Origin of the sequence: Bacteroides sp. Marseille-P3684, from assembly GCF_900291465.1 — a bacterium.
Classification (GTDB): Bacteria; Bacteroidota; Bacteroidia; order Bacteroidales; family Bacteroidaceae; genus Phocaeicola_A.
The window spans coordinates 19,874-45,533 of sequence record NZ_LT985808.1; the positions used below are offsets into that span (position 1 = coordinate 19,874).

Annotated in this window: 19 protein-coding genes and 5 tRNA genes; 3 read left to right on the top strand and 21 right to left on the bottom strand. The window is 50.9% G+C overall.

Annotated elements, in window-relative coordinates:
* Nucleotides 1-20: 20 nt before the first annotated feature.
* From rpoC to C8275_RS00180, 20 genes are all read right to left on the bottom strand, one after another.
* Nucleotides 21-4,304: a DNA-directed RNA polymerase subunit beta' gene (rpoC, locus tag C8275_RS00080; RefSeq protein WP_022383536.1), complete on the bottom strand. Its 4,284-nt coding sequence runs from the start codon at nucleotides 4,302-4,304 to the stop codon at nucleotides 21-23.
* Nucleotides 4,305-4,406: 102 nt separating this feature from the next.
* Nucleotides 4,407-8,219, bottom strand: coding sequence for a DNA-directed RNA polymerase subunit beta (gene rpoB, locus C8275_RS00085; RefSeq protein WP_022383535.1), 3,813 nt, complete (start codon nucleotides 8,217-8,219; stop codon nucleotides 4,407-4,409).
* A 105-nt stretch (nucleotides 8,220-8,324) separates the two neighbouring features.
* Entirely contained in the window at nucleotides 8,325-8,702 is a 378-nt protein-coding gene (gene rplL / locus C8275_RS00090) for a 50S ribosomal protein L7/L12 (RefSeq protein ID WP_106483622.1), read from the bottom strand.
* Between the two features lie 43 nt (nucleotides 8,703-8,745).
* Nucleotides 8,746-9,264 (bottom strand): 50S ribosomal protein L10, encoded by a 519-nt coding sequence (gene rplJ / locus C8275_RS00095; RefSeq protein ID WP_022383533.1) that lies wholly within the window; start codon nucleotides 9,262-9,264, stop codon nucleotides 8,746-8,748.
* Nucleotides 9,265-9,279: 15 nt separating this feature from the next.
* Complete coding sequence (rplA, locus tag C8275_RS00100; RefSeq protein ID WP_022383532.1) at nucleotides 9,280-9,978, bottom strand: 50S ribosomal protein L1; 699 nt, start codon at nucleotides 9,976-9,978, stop codon at nucleotides 9,280-9,282.
* 15 nt (nucleotides 9,979-9,993) lie between these two features.
* Nucleotides 9,994-10,437 carry a 50S ribosomal protein L11 gene (gene rplK, locus C8275_RS00105; protein WP_106483623.1) on the bottom strand — a complete coding sequence of 148 codons (444 nt, stop codon included), beginning with the start codon at nucleotides 10,435-10,437 and terminating at the stop codon, nucleotides 9,994-9,996.
* A gap of 58 nt (nucleotides 10,438-10,495) precedes the next feature.
* Nucleotides 10,496-11,032: a transcription termination/antitermination protein NusG gene (nusG, locus tag C8275_RS00110; RefSeq protein WP_022383530.1), complete on the bottom strand. Its 537-nt coding sequence runs from the start codon at nucleotides 11,030-11,032 to the stop codon at nucleotides 10,496-10,498.
* Between the two features lie 11 nt (nucleotides 11,033-11,043).
* Nucleotides 11,044-11,241, bottom strand: a complete 198-nt coding sequence (secE, locus tag C8275_RS14925; protein WP_106483624.1) for a preprotein translocase subunit SecE — start codon at nucleotides 11,239-11,241, stop codon at nucleotides 11,044-11,046.
* A gap of 11 nt (nucleotides 11,242-11,252) precedes the next feature.
* Nucleotides 11,253-11,325: transfer RNA gene (locus C8275_RS00120), tRNA-Trp, on the bottom strand.
* Nucleotides 11,326-11,379: 54 nt separating this feature from the next.
* Nucleotides 11,380-12,564 carry an elongation factor Tu gene (gene tuf, locus C8275_RS00125; protein ID WP_022383528.1) on the bottom strand — a complete coding sequence of 395 codons (1,185 nt, stop codon included), beginning with the start codon at nucleotides 12,562-12,564 and terminating at the stop codon, nucleotides 11,380-11,382.
* Nucleotides 12,565-12,617: 53 nt separating this feature from the next.
* Nucleotides 12,618-12,689 (bottom strand) — tRNA-Thr (locus C8275_RS00130).
* A gap of 17 nt (nucleotides 12,690-12,706) precedes the next feature.
* Nucleotides 12,707-12,779 (bottom strand) — tRNA-Gly (locus tag C8275_RS00135).
* Nucleotides 12,780-12,789: 10 nt separating this feature from the next.
* Nucleotides 12,790-12,872: transfer RNA gene (locus C8275_RS00140), tRNA-Tyr, on the bottom strand.
* Nucleotides 12,873-12,882: 10 nt separating this feature from the next.
* Nucleotides 12,883-12,956, bottom strand: a tRNA-Thr gene (locus C8275_RS00145).
* Nucleotides 12,957-13,044: 88 nt separating this feature from the next.
* Nucleotides 13,045-13,344, bottom strand: a complete 300-nt coding sequence (hpf, locus tag C8275_RS00150) for a ribosome hibernation-promoting factor, HPF/YfiA family (protein WP_022383527.1) — start codon at nucleotides 13,342-13,344, stop codon at nucleotides 13,045-13,047.
* A 16-nt stretch (nucleotides 13,345-13,360) separates the two neighbouring features.
* Nucleotides 13,361-14,245: a tyrosine recombinase XerC gene (gene xerC / locus C8275_RS00155; RefSeq protein ID WP_022383526.1), complete on the bottom strand. Its 885-nt coding sequence runs from the start codon at nucleotides 14,243-14,245 to the stop codon at nucleotides 13,361-13,363.
* A gap of 75 nt (nucleotides 14,246-14,320) precedes the next feature.
* Nucleotides 14,321-14,512 carry a 30S ribosomal protein S21 gene (gene rpsU / locus C8275_RS00160; RefSeq protein ID WP_022383525.1) on the bottom strand — a complete coding sequence of 64 codons (192 nt, stop codon included), beginning with the start codon at nucleotides 14,510-14,512 and terminating at the stop codon, nucleotides 14,321-14,323.
* Between the two features lie 188 nt (nucleotides 14,513-14,700).
* A complete protein-coding gene (locus C8275_RS00165) occupies nucleotides 14,701-15,702 on the bottom strand; it encodes a malate dehydrogenase (protein WP_022383523.1) in 1,002 nt (333 codons plus the stop codon).
* Nucleotides 15,703-15,884: 182 nt separating this feature from the next.
* On the bottom strand, nucleotides 15,885-16,979 hold the full coding sequence (locus tag C8275_RS00170; protein ID WP_199881825.1) for a hypothetical protein: 1,095 nt from the start codon (nucleotides 16,977-16,979) through the stop codon (nucleotides 15,885-15,887).
* Nucleotides 16,980-17,817: 838 nt separating this feature from the next.
* The gene (locus tag C8275_RS00180; protein WP_106483626.1) at nucleotides 17,818-19,098 is read right to left on the bottom strand and encodes a rhamnogalacturonan acetylesterase; all 1,281 of its coding nucleotides are present in this window, start codon (nucleotides 19,096-19,098) and stop codon (nucleotides 17,818-17,820) included.
* Nucleotides 19,099-19,434: 336 nt separating this feature from the next.
* On the opposite strand from C8275_RS00180, the gene C8275_RS00185 reads away from it, so the two are divergent.
* From C8275_RS00185 to C8275_RS00195, 3 genes are all read left to right on the top strand, one after another.
* Nucleotides 19,435-21,333, top strand: coding sequence for a rhamnogalacturonan lyase (locus tag C8275_RS00185; RefSeq protein WP_106483627.1), 1,899 nt, complete (start codon nucleotides 19,435-19,437; stop codon nucleotides 21,331-21,333).
* A 125-nt stretch (nucleotides 21,334-21,458) separates the two neighbouring features.
* Nucleotides 21,459-23,249, top strand: a complete 1,791-nt coding sequence (locus C8275_RS00190; protein WP_106483628.1) for an aminopeptidase P family protein — start codon at nucleotides 21,459-21,461, stop codon at nucleotides 23,247-23,249.
* A gap of 41 nt (nucleotides 23,250-23,290) precedes the next feature.
* Nucleotides 23,291-23,812 (top strand): gamma carbonic anhydrase family protein, encoded by a 522-nt coding sequence (locus C8275_RS00195; RefSeq protein ID WP_022383518.1) that lies wholly within the window; start codon nucleotides 23,291-23,293, stop codon nucleotides 23,810-23,812.
* A 101-nt stretch (nucleotides 23,813-23,913) separates the two neighbouring features.
* Here C8275_RS00195 and C8275_RS00200 read toward each other — a convergent pair whose 3' ends face one another.
* Nucleotides 23,914-25,278, bottom strand: a complete 1,365-nt coding sequence (locus C8275_RS00200; RefSeq protein ID WP_106483629.1) for a TrpB-like pyridoxal phosphate-dependent enzyme — start codon at nucleotides 25,276-25,278, stop codon at nucleotides 23,914-23,916.
* Between the last annotated feature and the right edge of the window lie 382 nt (nucleotides 25,279-25,660).

The window sequence follows — 25,660 nt, forward strand, 5'->3', positions numbered from 1 at the left end:
TCGGTATGCGGTGTGAGGAGTTACTCCACTTCGCTGTAGTCAAGCACATTCTTGCGGTTGGCAAGGATACGGTCGTATTCCTCTTTCGAGCCTACGATGATTTTGTCATACTCGCGCAAGCCCGTACCGGCAGGAATCAGGTGACCGCAGATAACGTTCTCCTTCATACCTTCCAGCTTATCCACCTTACCGTTAATGGCAGCTTCGTTGAGCACCTTGGTCGTCTCCTGGAAGGAAGCGGCTGACATGAAGCTCGAAGTCTGCAATGCGGCACGTGTGATACCTTGCAGAATCTGCGTCGAGGTAGCAGGCACAGCGTCGCGCACTTGCACGAGACGGAGGTCACGACGCTTCAGCATACTGTTCTCATCGCGCAGCTTGCGTGCTGTGACAATCTGGCCCGGAACGAGTGTCTCTGAGTCACCCGCATCGGTAACGACTTTCTTGCCCCAGATGCGGTCGTTCTCCTCCATGAATTCGAACTTGTCGACAATCTGTTGTTCCAGGAAGCGGGTATCACCCGGCTCGTTGATTTCCACCTTGCGCATCATCTGACGCACGATGATTTCGAAGTGCTTGTCGTTGATCTTCACACCTTGCAGACGGTATACGTCCTGTACCTCATTGACGATGTACTCCTGTACTGCCGTGGGACCCTTGATGGCAAGGATGTCAGACGGCGTGATGGCACCATCGGACAAAGGCGTACCGGCACGCACATAGTCGTTCTCCTGAACAAGGATCTGCTTGGACAACGGCACGAGGTACTTGCGGACATCACCGACCTTCGAGGTCACGATGATTTCACGGTTACCACGTTTCACCTTACCCATGGTCACCTCACCGTCAATTTCGGAAACCACGGCGGGGTTCGACGGGTTACGTGCTTCGAACAACTCGGTAACACGGGGAAGACCACCGGTGATATCGCCTGCCTTACCTACGGCACGCGGAATCTTCACAAGGATGTCACCCGGCTTCACGGTCTGGCCGTTCTCGACTACCACGTGACCGCCCACCGGCAAGTTGTACGTACGGATGAGCGAACCTTCTTCAGACATGATACGTACGGAAGGCACCTTGGTCTTGTCTTTCGACTCGGTGATGATGATTTCACGCAGACCGGTAGCTTCGTCCGACTCCACCTTGTAAGTCACACCTTCGATAACCGATTCGAACTCAATCTTACCGGCAGCTTCGGTGATGATTACGGCGTTGAACGGATCCCACTTGGCAATCAACTTGCCTTTCTCTACCACTTCGCCGTCGTTGGCATAAAGCTTCGAGCCGTAAGGCACGTTGTGGGTCGAGAGTACAATGTTGGTATTCGGGTCGATGAAGCGTACTTCAGCCAGACGGCCTACGACAATCTTCACCGGTTCACCAGTCTCTTCTACGGTATCCACCGTACGCAGCTCCTCAAACTCCAGACGGGCGTCATGTTTTGCCACAATGCTGGCATTGGCAGCCAAGTTACCGGCGATACCACCGGCGTGGAACGTACGCAGCGTCAACTGTGTACCCGGCTCACCGATGGACTGTGCAGCGATGACACCGACAGCCTCTCCCTTGTGTACCATCCGGCTGGTGGCGAGGTTACGTCCGTAGCACTTCGCACACACACCCTTCTTGGACTCACAGGTCAATACCGAGCGGATTTCAACGCTCTCAATCGGGGAGTCTTCAATCTTCTGGGCAATCTCTTCGGTGATTTCTTCACCGGCTGCCACAATGAGTTCACCCGTAGTCGGGTGGATAATATCGTGAACGGAAACACGTCCGAGGATGCGTTCATACAGGGTAGCGATGACCTCATCGTTGTTCTTCAACGCGGTACATACCAAGCCACGGAGTGTTCCACAGTCTTCTTCATTGATAATCACGTCGTGCGACACATCGACCAGACGACGAGTCAGGTATCCGGCATCGGCAGTCTTCAATGCAGTATCCGCCAAACCCTTACGGGCACCGTGGGTAGAGATGAAGTACTCCAACACGGACAAACCTTCCTTAAAGTTCGAAAGAATCGGGTTCTCGATGATCTGTGCACCTTCTGCACCGGCCTTCTGCGGCTTGGCCATCAAACCACGCATACCGGACAACTGACGAATCTGCTCTTTAGAACCACGGGCTCCGGAATCCAACATCATGAATACGGAGTTGAATCCCTGGTCGTCGGCAGAAATGGTCTTCATCAGGATGTTCGACAAGTCGTTGTTGACGTGTGTCCATGTATCGATGACCTGGTTGTAACGTTCGTTGTCGGTGATGAAACCCATGTTGTAGTTCATCATGATTTGCTCCACCTCCTCGTTTCCTCGTTTTACCAGTTCTTCCTTCTCCTTTGGGATGATGATATCGCCCAAGTTGAACGACAGACCTCCCTTGAATGCCATGTAGTAACCCAGGTTCTTGATACCATCCAGGAAGTCGGCTGCACGTGCCACACCGACGCGCTTGATTACGTCGCTGATGATGTCGCGCAAAGATTTCTTCGAAATGATGGTATTGATGAATCCGGCTTCAACAGGAACAATCTCATTGAAGATGACACGACCGACCGAAGTCTCACGCATCACTTTGACAATGTTGCCATTCTCGTCCAGGTCTTCTACGATGACTTTCACCGGAGCATGGATATCGACCTTGCCCTCGTTGTAAGCAATCAAGGCTTCTTCCGGACCATAGAAAATCAGGCCTTCGCCCTTGGCACCCTTACGCAGCTTGGTGATGTAGTACAGACCAAGCACCATATCCTGTGCAGGCACAGTAATAGGCGCACCGTTGGCAGGGTTGAGGATGTTGTGCGACTGGAGCATCAGCATCTGTGCTTCCAGGATAGCCTCGTTGCTCAGCGGCAAGTGGACCGCCATCTGGTCACCGTCGAAGTCGGCGTTGAACGCCGTACATGCCAACGGGTGCAGCTGGATAGCCTTGCCTTCAATCATCTTCGGCTGGAATGCCTGGATACCCAGACGGTGCAATGTCGGCGCACGGTTGAGCAATACCGGGTGACCCTTCATCACATATTCCAGGATGTCCCAGATAATCGGTTCCTTGCGGTCTACAATCTTCTTGGCAGACTTCACGGTCTTCACGATACCGCGCTCGATCAGCTTACGGATGATGAACGGTTTGTAGAGTTCGGCAGCCATCAGCTTGGGAATACCGCACTCGCCCATCTTCAACTCCGGACCAACGACAATAACCGAACGTGCGGAGTAGTCGACACGCTTACCCAACAGGTTCTGACGGAAACGTCCCTGCTTACCCTTCAAGCTGTCGGAGAGTGATTTCAACGGACGGTTGGCATCCGTCTTCACCGCACTCGACTTACGGGAGTTGTCAAACAGAGAGTCCACAGCCTCCTGGAGCATACGCTTCTCGTTACGCAGAATGACTTCAGGTGCCTTAATCTCAATCAGACGTTTCAGACGGTTGTTACGGATGATGACACGACGGTAGAGGTCGTTCAAGTCGGAAGTGGCGAAACGTCCGCCATCCAACGGAACCAAGGGGCGCAATTCAGGCGGGATGACCGGCACGATGCGGATAATCATCCACTCCGGCTTGTTGCGTCCACGCGATGCACGGAACGACTCAACCACCTGCAGACGTTTCAAGGCTTCCGTCTTGCGCTGTTGGGAAGAATCACTGTTGGCACGGTCGCGCAACTCATAGGACAGTGCATCCAGGTCCAGCGAAGCCAGCAGGTCATAGATGGCTTCCGCACCCATTTTAGCAATGAACTTGTTGGGGTCAGTGTCTTCGAGCATCTGGTTCTCCCGGGGAAGGGTATCCAGAATGTCCAGATATTCCTCTTCAGAGAGGAGGTCATATTTGTTGATGCCGTCTTCAGCCTTCACACCCGGCTGAATGACAACGTAACGTTCGTAGTAGATAATGGAATCAAGCTTTTTGGTCGGCAATCCGAGCAGGTAGCCAATCTTGTTGGGCAATGAGCGGAAATACCAGATATGTGCCACCGGAACGACGAGCTGGATGTGTCCCATACGCTCACGACGTACTTTCTTCTCGGTCACTTCCACACCACAACGGTCGCAGACAATGCCCTTGTAACGGATACGCTTGTACTTTCCGCAATGGCATTCATAGTCTTTCACCGGACCGAAGATACGTTCGCAGAACAGACCGTCGCGTTCCGGTTTGTAAGTACGGTAGTTAATGGTTTCAGGTTTCAGCACCTCGCCGCTCGAATTCTCAAGGATTTCTTCGGGAGAAGCCAAACCGATGGAGATTTTAGTAAAGTTACTCTTTATCTTTGTTTCTTTTCTGAAAGCCATACTTGTTTGATTATAATGTAAAGAGTTTAAAGAGTTGTATATTGGTAGAAGATTGGGATTCGGAAGGATCCCGTCACTTCCGAATCTCAATCACATATCAGATTATTCCAGCGTGATGCTCAAAGCCAGACCTCTCAACTCATGCAGCAATACGTTGAGCGACTCGGGGATACCCGGGGTAGGCATCGGCTCGCCCTTCACAATGGCTTCATAAGCTTTCGAACGTCCAACGACATCATCGGACTTAATGGTCAAAATCTCTTGCAGGATATGGGCAGCACCGAAGGCTTCAAGTGCCCAAACCTCCATTTCTCCGAAACGCTGACCACCGAACTGTGCTTTACCACCCAAAGGCTGTTGGGTAATCAATGAGTACGGACCAATGGAACGTGCGTGCATCTTGTCTTCAACCATGTGACCGAGCTTCAGCATGTAGGTCACACCGACGGTTGCCTGTTGGTCAAATGCCTCACCGGTTCCACCGTCATACAAGGTCGTCTTGCCATAGCGGGGCAGACCGGCCTTATCGGTCCATTCATTCAGGTCATCCAGGGTAGCACCGTCGAAAATCGGTGTTGCAAACTTCACACCGAGCTGCTTTCCGGCACGTCCGAGAACTGCCTCGAAAATCTGACCGATGTTCATACGCGAAGGCACACCCAGCGGGTTCAGTACGATATCTACCGGAGTACCGTCTGCCAGGAACGGCATGTCTTCCTGACGAACCACACGTGACACGATACCCTTGTTACCGTGACGTCCGGCCATCTTGTCACCGACACCGATCTTACGCTTCTTGGCAACGTATACCTTCGCCATCTGCACGATTCCGGCAGGAAGTTCATCACCGATTGTGATGGCAAACTTCTTGCGCTTCAACTCTGCATCCAGCTCTTTGTATTTCTTCAGGAAGTTGATGATCAAGTCGCGGATCATGTCGCTCTTGTGCTCATCAGCCACCCACTTGCTCAACTGAACGGCGGTGTAGTCCAAGCCTTCCAGGTCGCGACGGACAAACTTGGCACCCTTGGCAATGATTTCCGTACCCAGGTAATCCTTCACGCCCTGTGACACCAGACCGTCGGTCAACGTCATCAGCTTGTCTACCAGGATACCCTTCAGGTCAGCCACCTTGGCATCAAACTCTTCATCGATTTTCGGCAACAGGGCCTTGTCTGCCATCTTCGAGCTACGGGTCTTGATTGCACGCGAGAACAGGCGCTTGTCGATAACCACACCCTTCAACGACGGAGAAGCCTTCAACGAGGCATCCTTCACGTCACCTGCCTTGTCACCAAAGATGGCGCGCAGCAGTTTCTCTTCCGGTGAGGGGTCAGACTCACCCTTCGGCGTAATCTTACCAATCAGGATATCGCCCGGCTCGATGCGTGCACCGACACGTACGATACCGTTCTCATCCAAATCTTTGGTGGCATCTTCGCTCACGTTGGGGATATCGGAAGTCAATTCCTCCATACCGCGTTTGGTCTCGCGCACTTCCAATGAGAACTCTTCCACATGGACGGAAGTCAGGATATCTTCACGGACAACACGTTCGTTCAGCACGATGGCATCCTCATAGTTATATCCCTTCCAAGGCATGTAAGCCACCAGCAGGTTCTTACCCAAAGCCAGCTCACCGTTCTCGGTAGAGTATCCCTCGGTCAGGATATCGCCTTTCTTCACACGTTGACCCTTGTCGCAAATCGGACGCAAGTCAATGGTCATATTCTGGTTCGTACGACGGAACTTGGGAATGCGGTATTCCTTCAAGGCCGGTTCGAAACTTACAAACTCTTCATCCTCCGTCCGGTCATAAAGGATGCGGATGGTCGTGGCATCCACGAACTCGATCACACCATCTCCCTCGGCTGTAATCTGCGTACGGGAATCCTCACACAACTGCTTCTCGATACCGGTACCCACAATCGGAGCCTCGGTACGGAGCAAAGGTACTGCCTGGCGCATCATGTTCGAGCCCATCAATGCACGGTTCGCATCGTCATGCTCCAAGAAGGGAATCAACGAAGCTGCGATAGAGGCAATCTGCTGGGGCGACACATCCATCAGTTCTACCTGTCCCGGTTCAACTACCGGATAATCTGCATCCTGACGAGCCTTGACCTTGCTGCGGATGAACGTACCGTCGTCATTCAACGGCGCGTTGCCCTGAGCAATAATCTTGTTCTCCTCTTCTTCAGCAGTCAGATAGACAATATGTTCATTATCCAGGTCCACCTTGCCGTCACCGACTTTACGGTAAGGCGTTTCGATGAAGCCCAGATCGTTAATCTTAGCATAAACACACAACGAAGAAATCAAACCGATGTTCGGTCCTTCCGGTGTTTCAATCGGACACAAACGGCCGTAGTGGGTATAGTGCACGTCACGCACCTCGAATCCTGCACGGTCACGCGACAGACCGCCGGGACCCAACGCAGACAGACGACGTTTGTGGGTAATCTCGGCCAGCGGGTTTGTCTGGTCCATGAACTGTGACAAGGCGTTAGTTCCGAAGAAGGAGTTGATCACCGAAGAAATCGTCTTCGCATTGATCAGGTCTGTCGGAGTAAACACCTCATTATCGCGTACGTTCATGCGCTCACGAATCGTACGTGACATACGAGCCAGACCGATGGCAAACTGGTTGGCGAGCTGTTCACCAACCGTACGCACACGACGGTTGCTCAAGTGGTCGATATCATCAACGACGGCTTTCGAGTTGACAAGCTCGATAAGGTACTTGATGATTTCGATAATATCTTCTTTCGTAAGCACTCTGACATCCATATCGGTGGAGAGGTTCAGCTTACGGTTGATTCTGTAACGTCCTACGTCACCCAAGTCATATCTCTTCTCCGAGAAGAACAGGTTGTTGATGACCTCACGTGCACTGGCATCATCAGCCGGGTCAGCGTTACGCAACTGACGATAAATGTACAGGATGGCTTCCTTCTCCGAGTTGCTCGGGTCTTTCTGGAGCGTATTGAAAATGATGGAATAGTCCGACTGGTTAGCCTCCTCCTTATGAATCAGCACCGTGGATACGCCCGATTCGATGATTTCATCAATGTGCTCCTGTTCCAAGATGGTCTCACGGTCAATGATGACCTCGTTACGTTCAATGGAAACCACCTCGCCGGTATCTTCGTCTACAAAGTCTTCCACCCATGTCTTCAATACACGAGCAGCCAGCTTACGCCCAATATATTTCTTTAAGGTTGTCTTGTTGACCTTGACTTCTTCCGCCAGATTGAAGATTTCAAGAATATCCTTGTCATTCTCAAAACCGATAGCTCTCAACAACGTGGTGACAGGCAGTTTCTTCTTACGGTCGATGTAAGCATACATCACATTGTTGATGTCTGTGGCAAATTCAATCCAAGAACCTTTGAAGGGGATGATACGTGCCGAATAAAGTTGGGTACCATTGGCGTGTACGCTCTGTCCGAAGAACACGCCGGGCGAACGGTGCAGCTGTGAAACGACAACACGTTCGGCACCATTGATAATGAACGTTCCATTATCCGTCATGTAAGGAATGGGGCCCAAGAAGACATCCTGTATCACTGTGTCGAAATCCTCATGATCCGGGTCAGTACAATACAATTTCAGTTTGGCTTTCAAGGGCACACTATATGTCAGTCCACGCTCCAGACATTCAGCGATAGAGTAACGGGGCGGGTCAATGTAGTAGTCCAAGAACTCAAGAACAAAATTATTTCTTGTGTCAGCAATGGGGAAGTTCTCCGCAAAGACCTTATACAAGCCGTCATTTTTACGCATTTCAGGAGGCGTATCCAGCTGCAAAAAGTCGCGGAATGACTTCAATTGTACTTCCAAGAAATCCGGATAAGGCATCGGATTTTTGATAGAAGCAAAATTAACTCGTTGATTTACAGTATTTGAAGACATCTGTTAATGAATTTGTAGAACTTAATTTAATTATAGACACAAAAAGGTTAAGAACCCCTAAGTAGTGAGGTTCTTAACCGAGTTACCTGATTACTCAGGCTATTCTTATTTAAGTTCAACTTCAGCGCCAGCTTCTTCCAAGGTCTTCTTCAATGATTCAGCTTCGTCCTTAGCAAGACCAGCCTTCACTGTGCTAGGAGCACCGTCTACCAAGTCTTTAGCTTCTTTCAAGCCAAGGCCGCAAGCTTCTTTCACAGCCTTAACGACTTGCAATTTAGCTGCGCCTGCGCTCTTCAACACTACGTCGAAGGAAGTCTTCTCTTCAGCAGCAGCGGCACCACCGGCAGCGGGACCAGCAGCAACTGCTACAGCTGCAGCAGCAGGTTCAATACCATATTCTTCTTTCAGGATAGTTGCCAGTTCATTAACTTCTTTTACTGTCAAGTTAACCAATTGTTCTGCAAAAGCTTTCAAATCTGCCATTTTTGTATGATTTTAATTGTTTATTACTAATTGATTTTGATAATTATTCGGGTCTTTCACCAAGAGTCTTAAGAACTCCGTGAAGGGTGTTGCCACCTGATTGAAGAGCAGAGATAACGTTCTTCGCGGGCGATTGCAGCAATGCAATGATTTCTGCGATAACTTCGTCCTTGCTCTTGATATTGGTAAGAGTATCCAACTGATCAGCTCCTACGTAGAAGCTTTCCTCAGCATAAGCTGCTTTCAGGCCCGGAATGCCATCTTTAGCTACTTTCTTGAGCAGCTTGGCGGGAGCATTTGCTACATTGGCAAACAATACAGCAGTGGTACCTTTCAAGCAATCATATAACGGAGAGTAATCTTCCTCCAAGCTCTCAAGGGCCTTGTGAAGCAACGTGTTCTTCACAACCACCATCTTGATTTCCTGCTTGAAGCATTCTCTTCTCAAGGCTGCGGTTTCACCTGCCGTCATGGCAGTCACGTCAACCAGGTAGAAATGTCCGTATTCCTTTACAGTCTCAGCCAGCTGAGTTATAATCAAACTTTTATCTTCCTTTCTCATGATTCCTCCTTGTTATTAGTTTTCCTCTACTGATTTCGGGTCAACCTTAATGCCCGGACTCATTGTACTAGAAAGATAAATACTCTTGATATATGTACCTTTAGCCGCAGCAGGTTTCAGCTTGATGATTGTAGCCAGGAACTCTTTCGCATTCTCACGGATTGCATCAGCAGAGAATGAAATCTTACCGATGGAAGCGTGAACGATACCGCTCTTGTCTACCTTGAAGTCAATCTTACCTTGCTTAACCTCTCTGACAGCCTTGGCAACATCCATAGTTACAGTGCCACTCTTGGGGTTCGGCATCAATCCACGCGGACCGAGGATACGACCCAGAGCACCAATCTTACCCATGATAGACGGCATGGTGATGATCACATCAACATCAGTCCATCCACCTTTGATCTTTTCGATATATTCATCAAGACCAACATAGTCAGCGCCTGCCTCTTGTGCAGCAGCTTCAGCATCCGGTGTACACAGAACAAGGACTCTTGTAACCTTACCTGTACCGTGAGGAAGTGAAACGACACCTCTCACCATCTGGTTTGCCTTACGAGGGTCAACACCTAGACGTACATCAATATCGAGTGAAGCGTCGAACTTGGTATAGGTCACTTCCTTCACCAACTCTGCAGCTTCCTTCAGTGAGTATGCTTTCCCTGCTTCAATTTTCGATGCAGCCAACTTTTGATTTTTTGTCAGTTTACCCATTGTAATTGAAGTTTATTAGTTATTACCCGGGAAATCCCCTTTAATACTGATACCCATACTTCTAGCTGTACCGGCAACCATAGTCATGGCAGCTTCTACAGTAAAGCAGTTCAAGTCTACCAACTTGTCCTGAGCAATTGCGCGAACTTGATCCCAAGTCAGCTCAGCCACCTTCTTACGGTTGGGTTCTGCAGAACCGCCCTTAATCTTGGCAGCTTCGAGCAATTGAATTGCTACAGGAGGAGTTTTGATTACGAAATCAAAAGACTTGTCCGTGTAGTAAGTTATGATTACAGGCAAAATCTTGCCTGCCTTGTCCTGGGTTCTGGCGTTGAATTGCTTGCAAAACTCCATGATGTTGATTCCCTTGGAACCCAAAGCAGGACCTACGGGAGGTGACGGATTTGCAGCGCCTCCTTTAATCTGTAATTTGATTAATCCAGCAACTTCTTTAGCCATTGTCTTCTTGTTTTATATAAATGTTTATTGTAAAGAACGACATACGTAACAGGATACGTCATTCTTTCTCTACTTGCATAAAGCCTAATTCAAGCGGTGTCTTACGCCCGAATATCTTTACCATCACTTTCAGCTTCTTCTTTTCGCTGTTCACTTCTTCGATCAATCCGCTGAAACCACTGAAGGGACCTTCCGTCACCTTGACAGTCTCACCGATTTCATAGGGGATGTTCTCCTCCATTTCCGGTTGTCCGTCAACGATACCCAGGATACGGTTTACTTCAGATGTTCTCAAAGGAGTCGGGTTATCCATGCCACCTAGGAAGCCAATCACATTGGGAGTGTTTCTCAAATGATGAGTGACTTCACCCACCAAAGCTGCTTCCACCAAAACGTAACCGGGGAGATAGCTCCGTTCCTTCACAATCTTCTTGCCATTGCGAACCTGGTATACTTTTTCGGTCGGAATCAGTACCTGAGATACATACTCGCCCAGGTCACTATTGCGGATATCTGCCTCGAGATATTCCTTGACCTTGCTTTCTTTTCCACTGACGGCACGCAGTACGTACCACTTCTTTTCAATCTCAGACATACTTTTTCAGATTAATGCGGGTAGACAAGTTCCATAACCCATTGGAAGAAAGAATCCATAGCGAAAACCACCAGCGCGATGAGCAGGGAAGCATATAAAACAACTACCGCACTGTTAGTAAGTTCTGAACGAGTTGGCCAAGACACTTTATGGACAAGTTCGTCATAAGATTCCTTACAATAATTCACTAAACTCTTAAACATATTCATTTTGTATTTAGCACGGGAAGAGAGGCTCGAACTCCCGACACCCGGTTTTGGAGACCGGTGCTCTACCAACTGAGCTATTCCCGTAAATAAACTCCCGACTAGGACCAGTCGGGAGTTTACCTATTCTATTCTTATGGATTAGTCGAGGATTTCAGTAATCTGACCTGCACCTACCGTACGACCACCTTCACGGATAGCGAAGCGGAGACCTACGTTCAATGCAACCGGATAGATCAACTCAACAGTGATAGTTACGTTATCACCCGGCATTACCATTTCAGTTCCTTCCGGCAAAGTGATTTCACCGGTACAGTCCATGGTACGGAGGTAGAACTGAGGACGATATTTGTTGTGGAACGGAGTGTGACGACCACCTTCCTCTTTCTTCAAGATATAAACCTCTGCCTTGAACTTAGAGTGAGGCTTAACCTGACCCGGGTGGCAAAGAACCATACCACGTTTGATTTCGTTCTTGTCAACGCCACGGAGCAACAGACCTACGTTATCGCCGGCTTCACCCTGATCCAACAATTTGCGGAACATTTCAACACCGGTAACAACAGTCTTCTTGTCTTCACCAAGACCGAGGATTTCAACTTCGTCACCAACCTTAACAACACCGGTTTCAATACGGCCAGTAGCAACAGTACCACGACCAGTGATTGAGAACACGTCTTCAACCGGCATCAAGAAAGGTTTATCAACATCGCGCGGAGGCAGAGGAATCCAAGTATCAACAGCATCCATCAACTCCATGATCTTCTCTTCCCATTCAGGAACACCGTTCAAGGCACCGAGGGCAGAACCACGAATGATAGGAGTGTTGTCGCCGTCGAAATCGTAGAACGAAAGGAGCTCACGCATTTCCATTTCTACCAATTCCAACATTTCCTCATCATCAACCATATCGCACTTGTTCAAGAATACGACCAAACGAGGAACGTTTACCTGACGAGCCAACAGGATGTGCTCACGAGTCTGAGGCATCGGACCGTCGGTTGCAGCAACTACGATGATAGCACCATCCATCTGAGCGGCACCAGTTACCATGTTCTTCACATAGTCGGCGTGTCCCGGACAGTCTACGTGAGCGTAGTGACGGTTTGCAGTTTGGTATTCAACGTGAGAAGTGTTGATAGTGATACCTCTTTCCTTCTCTTCAGGAGCGTTATCGATCTGATCGAAAGACTTAACTTCAGAAAGACCTTTCTTTGCCAACACAGTCGTGATAGCAGCAGTCAAAGTAGTCTTACCGTGGTCAACGTGGCCGATCGTACCGATGTTAACGTGCGGTTTTGAACGTTCAAATTTCTCTTTAGCCATAGCTTTATTGTTTTTTATCGATTAGTAATTCAAAAATAAGCTGCATTTATAAGAGCTGTTAACGAGACTTGAACTCGTGACCTCTTCCTTACCAAGGAAGTGCTCTACCACTGAGCTATAACAGCAGGATTACAAAGAAAAGAGCGGAAGACGGGACTCGAACCCGCGACCCTCAGCTTGGGAAGCTAATGCTCTACCAACTGAGCTACTTCCGCGTTTTTCCTGTGGGCAAAGATGGATTCGAACCACCGAAGGCGTAAGCCAGCAGATTTACAGTCTGCCCCATTTGGCCACTCTGGTATTTGCCCGTTTCTTCTGAGCCTCTTGTCGGATTCGAACCAACGACCCCGAGATTACAAATCACGTGCTCTGGCCAACTGAGCTAAAGAGGCGTTTATGCATAGCCGTTCCACTAGTCCTAGTGAAACGGCTGCAAATTTAGGTATTTATTTTGAATCACAAAAGCTTTTGTGAACTTTTTTACTTACCGCGCTGTTTTTCCTTGAATTTCTGTAACTGCTTGGCCAGCGCATCCAAACTCAAATCAACGGCTTCTTCAAATGTGTCGCAAACCTTCTCCGCATACAGGTCCGAGTTGGGTACATAAACCTTGATACCCGCTTCCTTATTTTTGGCAGTTTCGGGCTTCACGACTTTCAGTGACACCTCTACCTTTCTTATTTCATCGCAATACTTCTCTAGCTTGGCAACTTTCTTCTGGATAAAAGCTTGCAGTTGTTCCGAAGCATCAAAATGAATTGATTGAATTCTGATTTCCATATAAACCTCCTTTTCTTTAGGCTCTAGGATGAGCTTGTTTATAAATCTGTTTCAGTTCCTCGAAACTCGTGTGCGTATAGATTTCCGTAGTCTTCAGGCTCGCATGTCCGAGCAGTTCCTTCACCACTTCCAGATTGACATCATGATTCAACATCGAGGTGGCAAATGTATGCCGTAATACGTGCGGACTGCGTTTCTTCAACGTAACGACTTCCGACAAACTTCTTTTCACCAAATTATACACAAGTCCGGGATATAGCCGCCGACCGTCCGTCCTGACAAACAGGGCATCGGAGTCGCGCACCGGAACAGCTTCGTTTCTGAGTTGGATATAGGCCTCCACATCATGGCGAAGCTCTTCGCCAAAGGGGATCAGGCGTTGTTTGTTTCTTTTTCCTGTCACCTTGATTACGGAAGCACTGAAATCGACGTCCTTGTCATCCAGCCCGATGAGCTCGGCCTGACGCATGCCCGTCAGATAAAAGGTCTCCAGAATCAAGTGGTCGCGAACGCTTTCAAAGTCGCCTTCGTCCGGCGTCTCGTCCAGAAGTCTGTCCATGTCCTGCTCTTTCACAAAAACAGGCAAAGGCTTTTTCTTCTTCGGACCGACCATCTTCAGCATGGGATTCTTCGTCACCAAGCCTCGGAGAAGCAGGAACCTGTAGAATGAGCGCAAGGCACTCAGCTTACGGTTCACCGAAGTTGCCGTGTAGTCATCATCCATCAGTGTCATCACCCATTGGCGGACAACATCCACATCCATCGTCTGCCACGTCAACTCCGCATCCACATTCGCGAAGTATGCTTCAAACTGCCGCAAGTCATTCCCGTAACTCAACAACGTGTCCGGTGAATAGTTGCGTTCCACTCGAAGATACTCCAAGAAAGAATCTACCAACATAAGAATCGTTGCTACTATAATTCAGCAACGAATATATGGAAATTCGGCAATAAATTCAAGAATTTTGCGAAATAATTATTCTTCTGTTTGCTGAAGTTTCTGTACGTAGATGGCATGTTCCATCTTAAGTCTTTTAAGTACAGACGGTTTGTCATACTGTTGTCTGCTTCTCAGCTCTTTGATGACACCGGTCTTTTCAAATTTTCTCTTAAACTTCTTCAGCGCTTTCTCAATGTTTTCGCCTTCTTTTACAGGTACTACAATCATTTTGCTTTTGTTTTTATAGAGTTAGTTATTAATTATATGCATTGCAAAGTGGGCGCAAAATTACATATACTTTCCTTATTTACAAAACATTCCTTCACTTTTCTGAAAAAAGGATGCAAAAAGGCTCCCGCCTGCCTCTCATGCGAGGCGGACGGGAGCCCTATCTGCAAAAACGACAGTATGCAAGTTTATTTGATGTTCGGGTTCAGCTTGTTCCACTCGGAGATGGCAGGAAGAACGCCCATGGCGATCACTTCGTCGCGCAACTCGCAGAGGTGAGCATAGCTCTTGTCCAGAGCAGCCTGCTCTTCAGCAGTTCCGTTCAAGGCATTGCAGTGGCAGCCATCAGCCGTGATGGAAGTTTCCCATGCCATCATGATGTGGTCGTATTTTTCATTGGAAACATACGTACCTGCCGGCCAGCGGAAAGCCTTGCCACCCATGGCAGCTGCAATCATCTCGATGGAAACGTATGCCGGGCTCTGGAAGGAAGAACGGCCACGAAGTGCGATGATGTTGGCACCACCCTTGGTCACCTTCTGCTGGATTTCAGCCCATTGCTCTTTGGTCAGCGCATCGGTACCGATGATGTCGGTCAACGGCTTGCCATTCACCTTGGCAGTAGAGGCAAACACAGCCATCTGCTCGCCGTGACCACCGTATGTACGGCAGTTTTCAACAGCATCCATGGCTACACCGAAGTGTTTTGCCAGTTCGCTGCGCAGACGGGTTGAGTCGAGGGCAGCAAGTGTAGTCACCTGAGAAGGTTTCAAACCGGAATATAACAAGGTAATCAAACCGGTGATGTCAGCGGGGTTGAAGATAACCACAATGTGTTTTACATCGGGGCAGTATGCCTTTACGTTCTTACCGAACTCTTCGGCAATAGCAGCATTACCTTTCAACAAATCCTCACGGGTCATACCGGCCTTACGGGCAGCACCACCTGAGTTCACGATATATTTAGCACCGGTCAAAGCTTCCTTGATGTCAGAAGTGAAAGTCACATTCACACCTTCAAAGCCGCAGTGGTACAGTTCTTCAGCCACACCTTCCAAACCCGGAGCATAGGGGTCATACAGACAGATGTTTGAAGTTAAACCCATCATGATAGCTGTTTGAGCCATGTTTGAACCGATCATGCCGGCTGCACCTACGATAGTAAGTTTTTCGTTTGTCAAGAAATTCATAGTCTATCTATTTTGATTACATTTTGTCTAATTCTGTTCGCAAATTTAGCCATTTATTTGAATTGTGTCCGTCAGCAAGATTTAATAATTTATAAATGTAAGTCCAAGTGTCGCTCGTGGAACGGACGTATGCCATCAGCCTGCCATTTTGTTCAGACGAGTTGGCAATCCGGCGGCATTCCTCACTCTTTGTCAAACCGACGGAAAGCTTCGGCAACGGCATGAAAGGCTTCCTTGGGTGCCCAGGGAGGCATCCTGCGTGAACGCGCATCGTCTGACGGATAGGTCTTTACCAGGCTGTAAGAGGTCATATCGGGGTCGAAGCCCTGTTCACGGTAAGGGGAGATGGGAAAGGAGAAAACATAAATGAACAATCCCTGAATGCCTGAATCCTGCAACAGACTGATTTGCGTCCGGACATAGTCCGCCTGTTCCCGTTCACTTCTTGTCGGGGTGACGCCTCCTTCATACACAGGCGCCCCTTCGGCATCCGTTCCCTGCAGGATGGCATATCCGGCTCCTCCCCTTTTGGCAGCCCCTTCATAGGCACAACAACCGACCTCCATCACGATGACCGGCTTGCCCTGTTCCTGATAACGGCGGATGCCTGCCACATAGTCCGCATCGGTCTGCACATCACGATAGTAATCCACCCCAATCAGGTCAAACATTTCCCAGTTTACGGTTTCCCAGGTACCGGAAGAATAGGTCACACGCCCTTTGAAGTGCGAACGGACGGCACGGCAGACAGCACTCAGAATCCGGTTCAACGTCGCAATGCTCGCTTTCGCCTTCCCCACATAGGCTTCTCTTTCCTGGATATCGGACGGAGGCATCAGGGAGCTCACCCTTTCTGCAATGTTGTTACCGGGGAGCACCCCTTCATTGAACAACGAGTATTCACATCCTGCCACGAACACCAGGTCGATGCCTTTGCTTCGTAATTCCTCCGCGGCCTTCGCTGCTTCAGTCATGTAGGCCACCGTTTCCCCGGCTCCTACATTCATCTTCCACGGATTGAAGAACACGGTCAGTCCGGCTGCATGTGCGATTTCAGTCGCCATCTTCAGACGCTCTATATCCTCACCTTCAATCCGCACGGCATTGGCATGCAACGTATGGGCTATCACACCCATGTCATATTCCACCAAAGCGGCATCAAACGTATCCACCGAGCAGGACTCGGGGGTAAATTTCAATCCGACATCATAGACCACGCCTCGCCAGCCCAACGTCGTCTGCGCCAGACTGCCCGTACATAAAAAGGGGAGCATCATGATTAAAAGTTTTTGAAGATTCATAGTTTCCAAATCTGTTAGAGTTGGTCCTCAACCAGCAAAAGCCAAACAGGTTCTTTTATCTGTATGGGATTCTTCCTGCTGAAAGTCCTCACAAAGGTATCAAATAAAGTCCTCAATACAAACTGCCATATTAGTTGTAAAAGAGAAGTCTATTCCACAGACAATCACATTGCAAGCAAAAGCGCCCTTATACCTTTCACAAATTCCCATTTTCCCGTTTTCAGCTAACGTGCATTCTTGAATAAAGAGACAAAACAGCAAGCGAATGCAAAAGAACGCTAACAGAAACGCCCGAAAAAGGCTTTGATTTTAGAAAACTATACATTTCGTTTTCGGAATATTGCCCAAACGTGCCCGGAACAATAGTGTTTCGCGAGCCAAACAATATAGTTTGAGGCGTCAAACAATATAGTTTCACCTGCCAAACACGATTGTTTCGTGCCCGGAAGTCAAATCTTTGGAAAATAAAAGAGAAAAATTCGGAGTTTCACTCTCTGGAAGAAGTGCTGTGTCAACAAATCAGAAGGTAATAAAAGAGCAGGGGAACAGCCAAGGCAGGTATCAGAAAGAGATGCCACAGACTTTATTCTGTCCGTCGGTCAACCGGAACAGGGACAAAGCCGACAATGTGTATTTTGCGAATCGTTTGAGAAGGCCTGTTTTGGGCACGAAGCTGCATTTTGGTGCGAAGAAGGGCACTGTAGAAGGCTTCATTTGACATTTTGTCAAACTGGGGAAACAGCTCCCGTCGGTCGGGGAAACACGAACAGGGACAGGTGCACCCTCTCCGCAAAAGGGAGAGGGCGACACCGGATCAGTTTCCGTCGGGCTTTTCAATCTCCGTGAACGGAGAGAGGCTCCACTTGAACGTCTCGAAGCTGTCAGGATGGGCGGGGTCAAAACTCTTGTAGTCACTCCGCAGGTATTGGACTAGGGGCAGGCCGGCTTTCTTCATGCCTTCGATGACACACTTCGCCACTTCATAGGCACCGAAGGCATTGAAGTGGGTGTTGTCCTTCAGCTCTCCGGTCTGACCGGGATAGGTATTGGCAGGATAGTGAACATAGAGCTGCCTGGAGTCTTCCTCTCCCAGTGTCTCACAGAGCACCTTGGTCATCTCCTGCAGGTCGATGAGGGGCAGGTGCTCGCGGGCTGCAATGTCGCGGATGGCAGCAGGATAATCCTCGTGGGTGTCCAGAATGTGTCCGTCTGCAGAGAACTGGCGGCGGCGCGTCGGTGTAATCAGCACAGGATAGGCGCCCCGGGAACGTGCCTCGTCAATGAACTGCTTGATGTAATAGGAGAAGGAGTAATAGGCACCGATGCCGGGACCGCGCTGTTTCTGGTCGTTATGTCCGAACTCCACCAGCACATAGTCGCCTGCCTTCAGTTGGGTGAGCAGTTTCTCCAGACGGAAGCCTGCGATGAAGGTGTTGGCAGCCAGTCCCGACTCGGCATAGTTGGCGATGCAGACCTTGTCGGTGAAAAAACGGGGAATCATCTGTCCCCAACTTGCCCACGGTTCGTTGTCGTTGTCGACAACCGTGGAGTTGCCGCAGAGGAACACCGTCGGCACATCATCCACCCGTTCGATGACGAGCGAATGCAGGCGGGGTGCGTCTCCGTTGAACTCCAGTGTCAGCTTGTCATCCCAGTTAAGCTTCTTGCGTTCGCGAGGTTTGATTTTCACCCGACGGTCGCCTGCTATCAGTGTGTTCCGCTTGTTGACGGTGAAAGACTCGGTACGCAATTCCCCCTTCCGTGTCGGGATGTTCTCGAGGAACAACCGACGGGACTCGCCACGGACGGTCGTCATGCCTGCCGACTTCCGGCTGCCCAGTGTCACCGTCACACGATAGTTGCCGTCGGGCACTTCGACTGAAAAGAAGAAGGGAACATTCCCCTTACCGTCCCAGGCAGGCTGGAGGTCATAGCCATAGCCCTTCTCATCGGAATAGACACTCTCGGACGTCACCTTGGTGAAGCCCTTCTCCGTCTTCTTCCCCGTGGAGAAGTCAAAACGGAACGTCTGTGCCTGGACAAGGACAGAGCCAGCCACCAGCCACACAAACAACAGAAACTTTTCTTTTTTCATACTTGTACAGGTTAAGTTCGCATGCGTCCCGCTCGTCAGCGGACAAGCCGTCAGTGAACAGACCTGCCTGCCGCAACCCGGACTTGCGAAAGTTGAATACATGAGGGTCACAACGCTTGAGTCCTCCTTCCTCCACATCCGGACGAAAGAGGCTTCACCCTGCAAATTTACAGGTTCGTCCTCATCCCTTCCATGTATATTTCCTCCCTTTCCCTGCAAAATACTCCTTTCCCGTCCGTGATTTGTGCTAAATTCCATCAATGCGTACGGAGACACATCCCTCTTTCTGCAGAATAGCCCTACCTTTGGTCATCGAAATCAAAAACCATACGACCCATGAAGAAATCTTTATTAGCCCTGACGGCATGCCTGCTGAGTGCAGTTACCCTGACGGGACAACCCCGATACGACTACGACAAGCTGCAACGCGAAGACCTGGGACGCGGCGTCGTAGCCATCCGCAAGGACGCTTCCACCGTCTGCCTTTCCTGGCGCTACCTCTCCTCCGACCCGACAGACACCGGCTTCAACATCTATCGCAACGGACGGAAAGTGAACACGGCTCCCGTCACGGCCTCGACCTTCTTCGAGGATACATACACCGACGACAAGGCGGCAGTCTACGAGGTGCGCCCCGTAAACCAAGGCAGGGAGAACCACCGCAAACGGGGACAATATACCCTCCCGGCACATGCCCCGACAGGCTATGTGAATATCCCTCTCAACCGTCCGTCTGACGGAACGACTCCCACCGGGGATACCTATACTTATATACCCAACGATGCTTCCGTCGGTGATGTTGACGGAGACGGGGAATATGAAATCATCCTGAAGTGGGACCCGAGCAATGCCCACGACAACTCCCACGACGGCTATACGGGGGAGGTGCTGCTCGACTGCTACCGCCTCAACGGTGAACAGCTCTGGCGCATCAACCTGGGACGGAACATACGCGCCGGGGCACACTATACTCCCTTCATCGTCTATGACCTCGACCACGACGGCAAGGCTGAAGTGGTCGTCCGCACAGCCGACGGGACTACTGACGCAAAAGGAAACATCATCGGCAATGCCCGGGCAGACTACCGTTTTGCCGGAGAACCCGGACGCACAGCCAAACACTCTACCCTCCCCTACAACCAGGGACGCATCTTCGAGGGGAAGGAATATCTCACGGTATTCTCCGGACTGACGGGAGAGGCACTGCACACCATCGACTACATTCCGCAACGGGGTGACCCGCAGAGTTGGGGCGACAGCCGTGCCAACCGTAGTGACCGTTTCCTGGCAGCCGTAGCTTATCTGGACGGCATTCACCCCAGCGTCATCATGTGTCGCGGCTATTACACCCGTACCGTCCTTGCCGCCTTTGACTGGGACGGCAGGCAGCTGCACGAGCATTGGGTGTTCGACACCGACCAACCGGGCAACGAGGCGTATGCCGGACAGGGGAACCACAACCTGCGTGTAGGGGATGTCGACGGCGACGGATGCGACGAGATTGTCTACGGTTCCATGACCGTCGACCATGACGGACGGGGACTTTATTCCACCGGTATGGGACATGGCGACGCCCTCCACCTCACGCAGTTCTCTGCCGATGACCCGCACCTCCAGGTATGGGCCTGCCACGAGAACAAGCGCGACGGCTCCACCTTCCGCGATGCTGCTACCGGAAAGGTCATCAGCCAGGTACCCTCGGACATCGACGTGGGACGTTGCATGGCTGCCGACATCGACCCGGTCAACCCGGGTGTGGAGATGTGGTCCATCCGTTCGGGAGGCATCCTCAACGTCAAGGGGGATGTGGTGGCACGTCGCCCCCGGAGATTGCCCATCAACATGGCGGTATGGTGGGACGGTGACCTGCTGCGCGAGATGCTCGACGGCAACACCGTGAGCAAGTATGACCGGAACACCGGAGAATGCCGTCCGCTCATCACTTTCGACGGGACGCTGAGCAACAACGGAACGAAGAAGAATCCCTGTCTTCAGGCGGACATCGTGGGTGACTGGCGGGAGGAGGTGCTCCTGCGTTCGGCAGACAACGCATCGCTCCGGCTGTACGTCAGTCCCATTCCAACAGCCTACCGCTTTCACACCTTCCTGGAAGACCCGGTATACCGCATCAGTGTCGCAACCGAGAACGTAGGCTACAACCAACCGACGCAACCGGACTTCTACTTCGGACCGGACCTGAGAGGGACCTTCCGTGGATGCCGACTCGATGACTAAACGGCCCATCCCGGAATACGGGATAGCCAAATAGTCAAAAAAAGAGGGTGGAATGGGAGCTTCAGGACTTGCCGTTCTTGCTAATTTGCTATTTTTGTAGCCTTGGAACCATAACTGAAGCAACCATGAAAGAAGCGATCATCGAACGACTGGAGCAGTTGCGCCGCTGCCTGCGCGAACACTCCTTATCCGCATTTATCATTCCCAGCACCGATCCTCATTCGGGTGAATACGTCCCCGACCATTGGCAGACCCGTGAATGGCTCACGGGGTTCAACGGCAGTGCGGGTACTGCCGTGGTGACTCTCGACGATGCAGCCCTCTGGACCGACTCCCGCTATTTCCTCCAGGCTGCTGAACAGCTCGAAGGGACAGGCATCCGACTCATGAAGGACCGTCTGCCTGACACACCTTCCATCCCCGCATGGCTGGGCGACACCCTCTCAGCTGGAGCTACGGTGGGCATTGACGGATGGGTGAACTGCATCGCCGACGCTGAGGAGCTGCGCCACGAGCTGTCCGCTTACGGACTTCATCTGCGCACGGATTACGACCCCGTGCAGGAGTTGTGGGACAACCGTCCAGCCCTCCCCGACTCTCCCGTCAACATCCATCCGCTGGAATATGCAGGCGTGAGCTGCCGGGAGAAGTTGGCAGCCATCCGTCAGACCATCCAAAGACAAGGCGCGGAAGGCATCCTGCTCTCCACGCTCGACGACATAGCCTGGACACTCAACCTGCGCGGCAACGACGTGCATTGCAACCCCGTCTTCGTGAGCTATCTGCTCATCACCGGACACGAAGCGGTCCTCTACATCAACCCGAAGAAACTGACACCCGACGTGAAAGCCTACCTCTCCGAAGAAGGAGTCATGACGGAAGACTACACCGACCTGTGTGACGACCTGCACGACTATCCGTATGCCACACTCAGCCTGGACCCCGCACGTACAAGCGAGGCCGTCCGCCAGTCAGCAGGCACGGCACACACGCAGGTCCTGCTCCACACATCGCCCGTTCCACTGATGAAGGCTGTCAAGAACGATGCTGAAATAGCAGGATTCCATGCAGCCATGCTGCGCGACGGCGTGGCGATGGTACAGTTCCTCAAGTGGCTGGAAGAGGCTGTTCCGCAAGGTGGGGAGACCGAGATGAGCATCGACCGCAAGCTCCATGCGTTCCGTGCCGGACAAGCCCGGTTCAAGGGAATCAGCTTCGACACCATTGCCGGCTACAAGGAGCATGGCGCCATCGTCCACTATGAAGCGACACCGGAGACCGACAAGGCATTGGCTTCCGAAGGACTGCTGCTGCTTGACAGCGGTGCACAGTACGCCGACGGCACCACAGACATCACCCGCACCCTTGCACTCGGACCGGTGAGTGACGACGAGATGCGGGACTACACCCTGGTGCTGAAAGGGCACATCGGACTGACCCGTGCCTGCTTCCCCCAAGGAACATGCGGCACCCAGCTCGACGTACTGGCACGACAAGCCATGTGGCGTGAAGGGGCAAACTTCCTGCACGGCACCGGACACGGCGTCGGTGCTTACCTGAATGTGCACGAAGGTCCTCACCAGATACGCATGAATCATGTCCCCACCCCACTCCGTCCGGGTATGACTGTGACCGATGAGCCGGGCATTTACCGGGACGGACGCTATGGCATCCGTACGGAGAACACCCTGCTGGTCGTCCCCTACCGCACCACGGAGTATGGCGAATTCTATACCTTCGAGCCGCTGACACTCTGTCCCATCGACACACGTCCCATCGTCCGCTCACTCCTGACGGAAGAGGAAACGGAATGGCTCGACAACTACCACCGGACCGTGTATGAGAAGCTCTCTCCCCTGCTCGACGAGGAGCACCGCGTCTGGTTGAAAGAGAAAACTAAACCGCTTGGCAATTGACAAGGAACAATTGACCATTTAAATCTGTATACCTATTATTTATGGCACTGATCAAATCTGTACGGGGCTTTACGCCCCAAATCGGGGAGGACTGCTATCTCTCCGAGAACGCGACGGTTGTGGGTGATGTGGTAATCGGCAACCATTGCAGCATCTGGTTCAACGCCGTGCTGCGTGGCGATGTGAACAGCATCCGCATCGGCAACAATGTGAATATCCAGGATGGCAGCGTGCTCCATACGCTCTATCAACGTTCGACCATCGAAATCGGCGACTATGTCTCCGTGGGGCACAACGTGACCATCCACGGTGCACGGGTCGACGACTATGCACTCATCGGCATGGGCTCCACCCTGCTCGACAATGCCGTGGTAGGCAAAGGCGCCATCGTGGCTGCCGGTGCACTGGTGCTGAGCAACACCGTCATCGAACCCTACACTTTGTGGGCAGGTGTTCCTGCCAAGTTCGTCAAGAAGGTATCGCCCGAGCAATCGCAGGAACTGAACAAGAAGATTGCGGAAGGCTACCTGATGTATGCCGGATGGTATAAGGAAGAAGAGTGATTCCCCGTCATCGGGGAACCGTAACATGCAACCGGCGCTGACTCTGCGTAGATGAGAGCCAGCGCCGGTTTTTATTTTCTGCGGAAGGACGGAAGGAAGGGTCAGAGATTTCCTATCTCGTCCAGGTTCTTCTGAATGTCCGCATCACTCAAGGTGTAGTTCTGCAAGTCCCCGGAGAGGTACTTGTCATAGGAAGCCATGTCGATGAGTCCGTGACCGGAGAGATTGAACAGGATGACACGCTCCTCGCCCGTCTCGATGCACTGCTTGGCCTCGTTGATGGCGGCGGCAATGGCATGACAGGATTCGGGAGCGGGGATGATACCTTCGGTGCGTGCGAAGAAGCAACCTGCCTCGAATGACTCCAGCTGGTTGATGTCGACAGCCTCCATCATCTTGTCCTTCAGCAATTGCGAAACGATGACACCGGCACCGTGGTAGCGCAAGCCACCGGCATGGATGTTTGCCGGAGCAAAGTTGTGCCCGAGCGTGAACATGGGCAGCAACGGCGTATAGCCTGCCTCATCTCCAAAGTCATACTGGAACTTGCCGCGTGTCAGCTTCGGGCAGGATGCAGGTTCCGCAGCGACAAAACGGGTCTTCTTTCCTTCCAGGATATTGTGACGCATGAAGGGGAAGGAGATGCCGCCGAAGTTGGAACCTCCGCCGAAGCAACCGATCACCACATCGGGATACTCACCTGCCAGTTCCATCTGCTTCTCGGCTTCCAGACCGATGACAGTCTGATGCAGGGTGACATGGCTCAAGACGGAACCGAGCGTGTATTTGCAGTTGGGTGTCATGCGTGCCAGCTCGATGGCTTCGGAGATGGCAGTACCCAATGAACCCTGGTAGTTGGGATGTGCGGTCAGAATGTCTTTTCCGGCACGGGTTGACATCGAAGGCGACGGAGTGACCTGTGCCCCGAAGGTCTGCATGATGCTACGCCGGTAAGGCTTCTGCTCATAGCTGATTTTCACCTGATAGACAGCAGACTCCAGTCCGAAGACCTTTGCCGCATAAGACAGGGCGGCTCCCCACTGTCCGGCACCGGTCTCTGTGGTGACGTTCGTCACACCCTCCTTCTTGCAGTAGTAAGCCTGTGCCAAGGCGGAATTGAGTTTGTGGGAACCCACAGGGCTGACGCTCTCGTTCTTGAAATAGATATGTGCCGGGGTCCCCAATGCCTTTTCCAGTCCGTAGGCGCGCACCAGAGGTGTGCAACGATAGTACTTATACATCTCACGGACTTCTTCGGGTATTTCAATCCAGGCATCTGTCTGATTCAATTCTTGCCGACAAAGTTCCTCGGCAAAGATGGGGTACATATCCTCCGGCTTCAACGGCTGCTTGGTTGCAGGATTCAAGGGTGGCAACGGCTTATTCACCATGTCTGCCTGAATGTTGTACCAGTAGCGGGGAATCTCGTTTTCAGGCAGCATGTAACGTTTCGTTTTTTCTTTCATTGTTCTTATTATTTACAAATTTCATTTACAATATGCAAGGCATCTCATCATTTTTGCCAACAGGTTGCAAGTTTAAGTAATAATTGTGGGAATGGCAAGAGCTGGAGGGAAAATGTGTATATTTGCACAAGTTGGGTTGAAGATATGTGGAAAATAGACATAAAATAGGAGTATAACAGGAAGGTATAAGTATTGCTAAATAACAACTATGATTTACGGTTACATACGTGTCAGCAGTGATAAAGAACTTAATATTAGAACTTTTGAAAGCTGGCGTATCACGCCGAAAAATAGCTCCAAATAAAGAAGTATATGAATAAGCATCGTTTATAAACGATATTTATACACACTTTATATCGTATATAAACGATAAAATGTATAT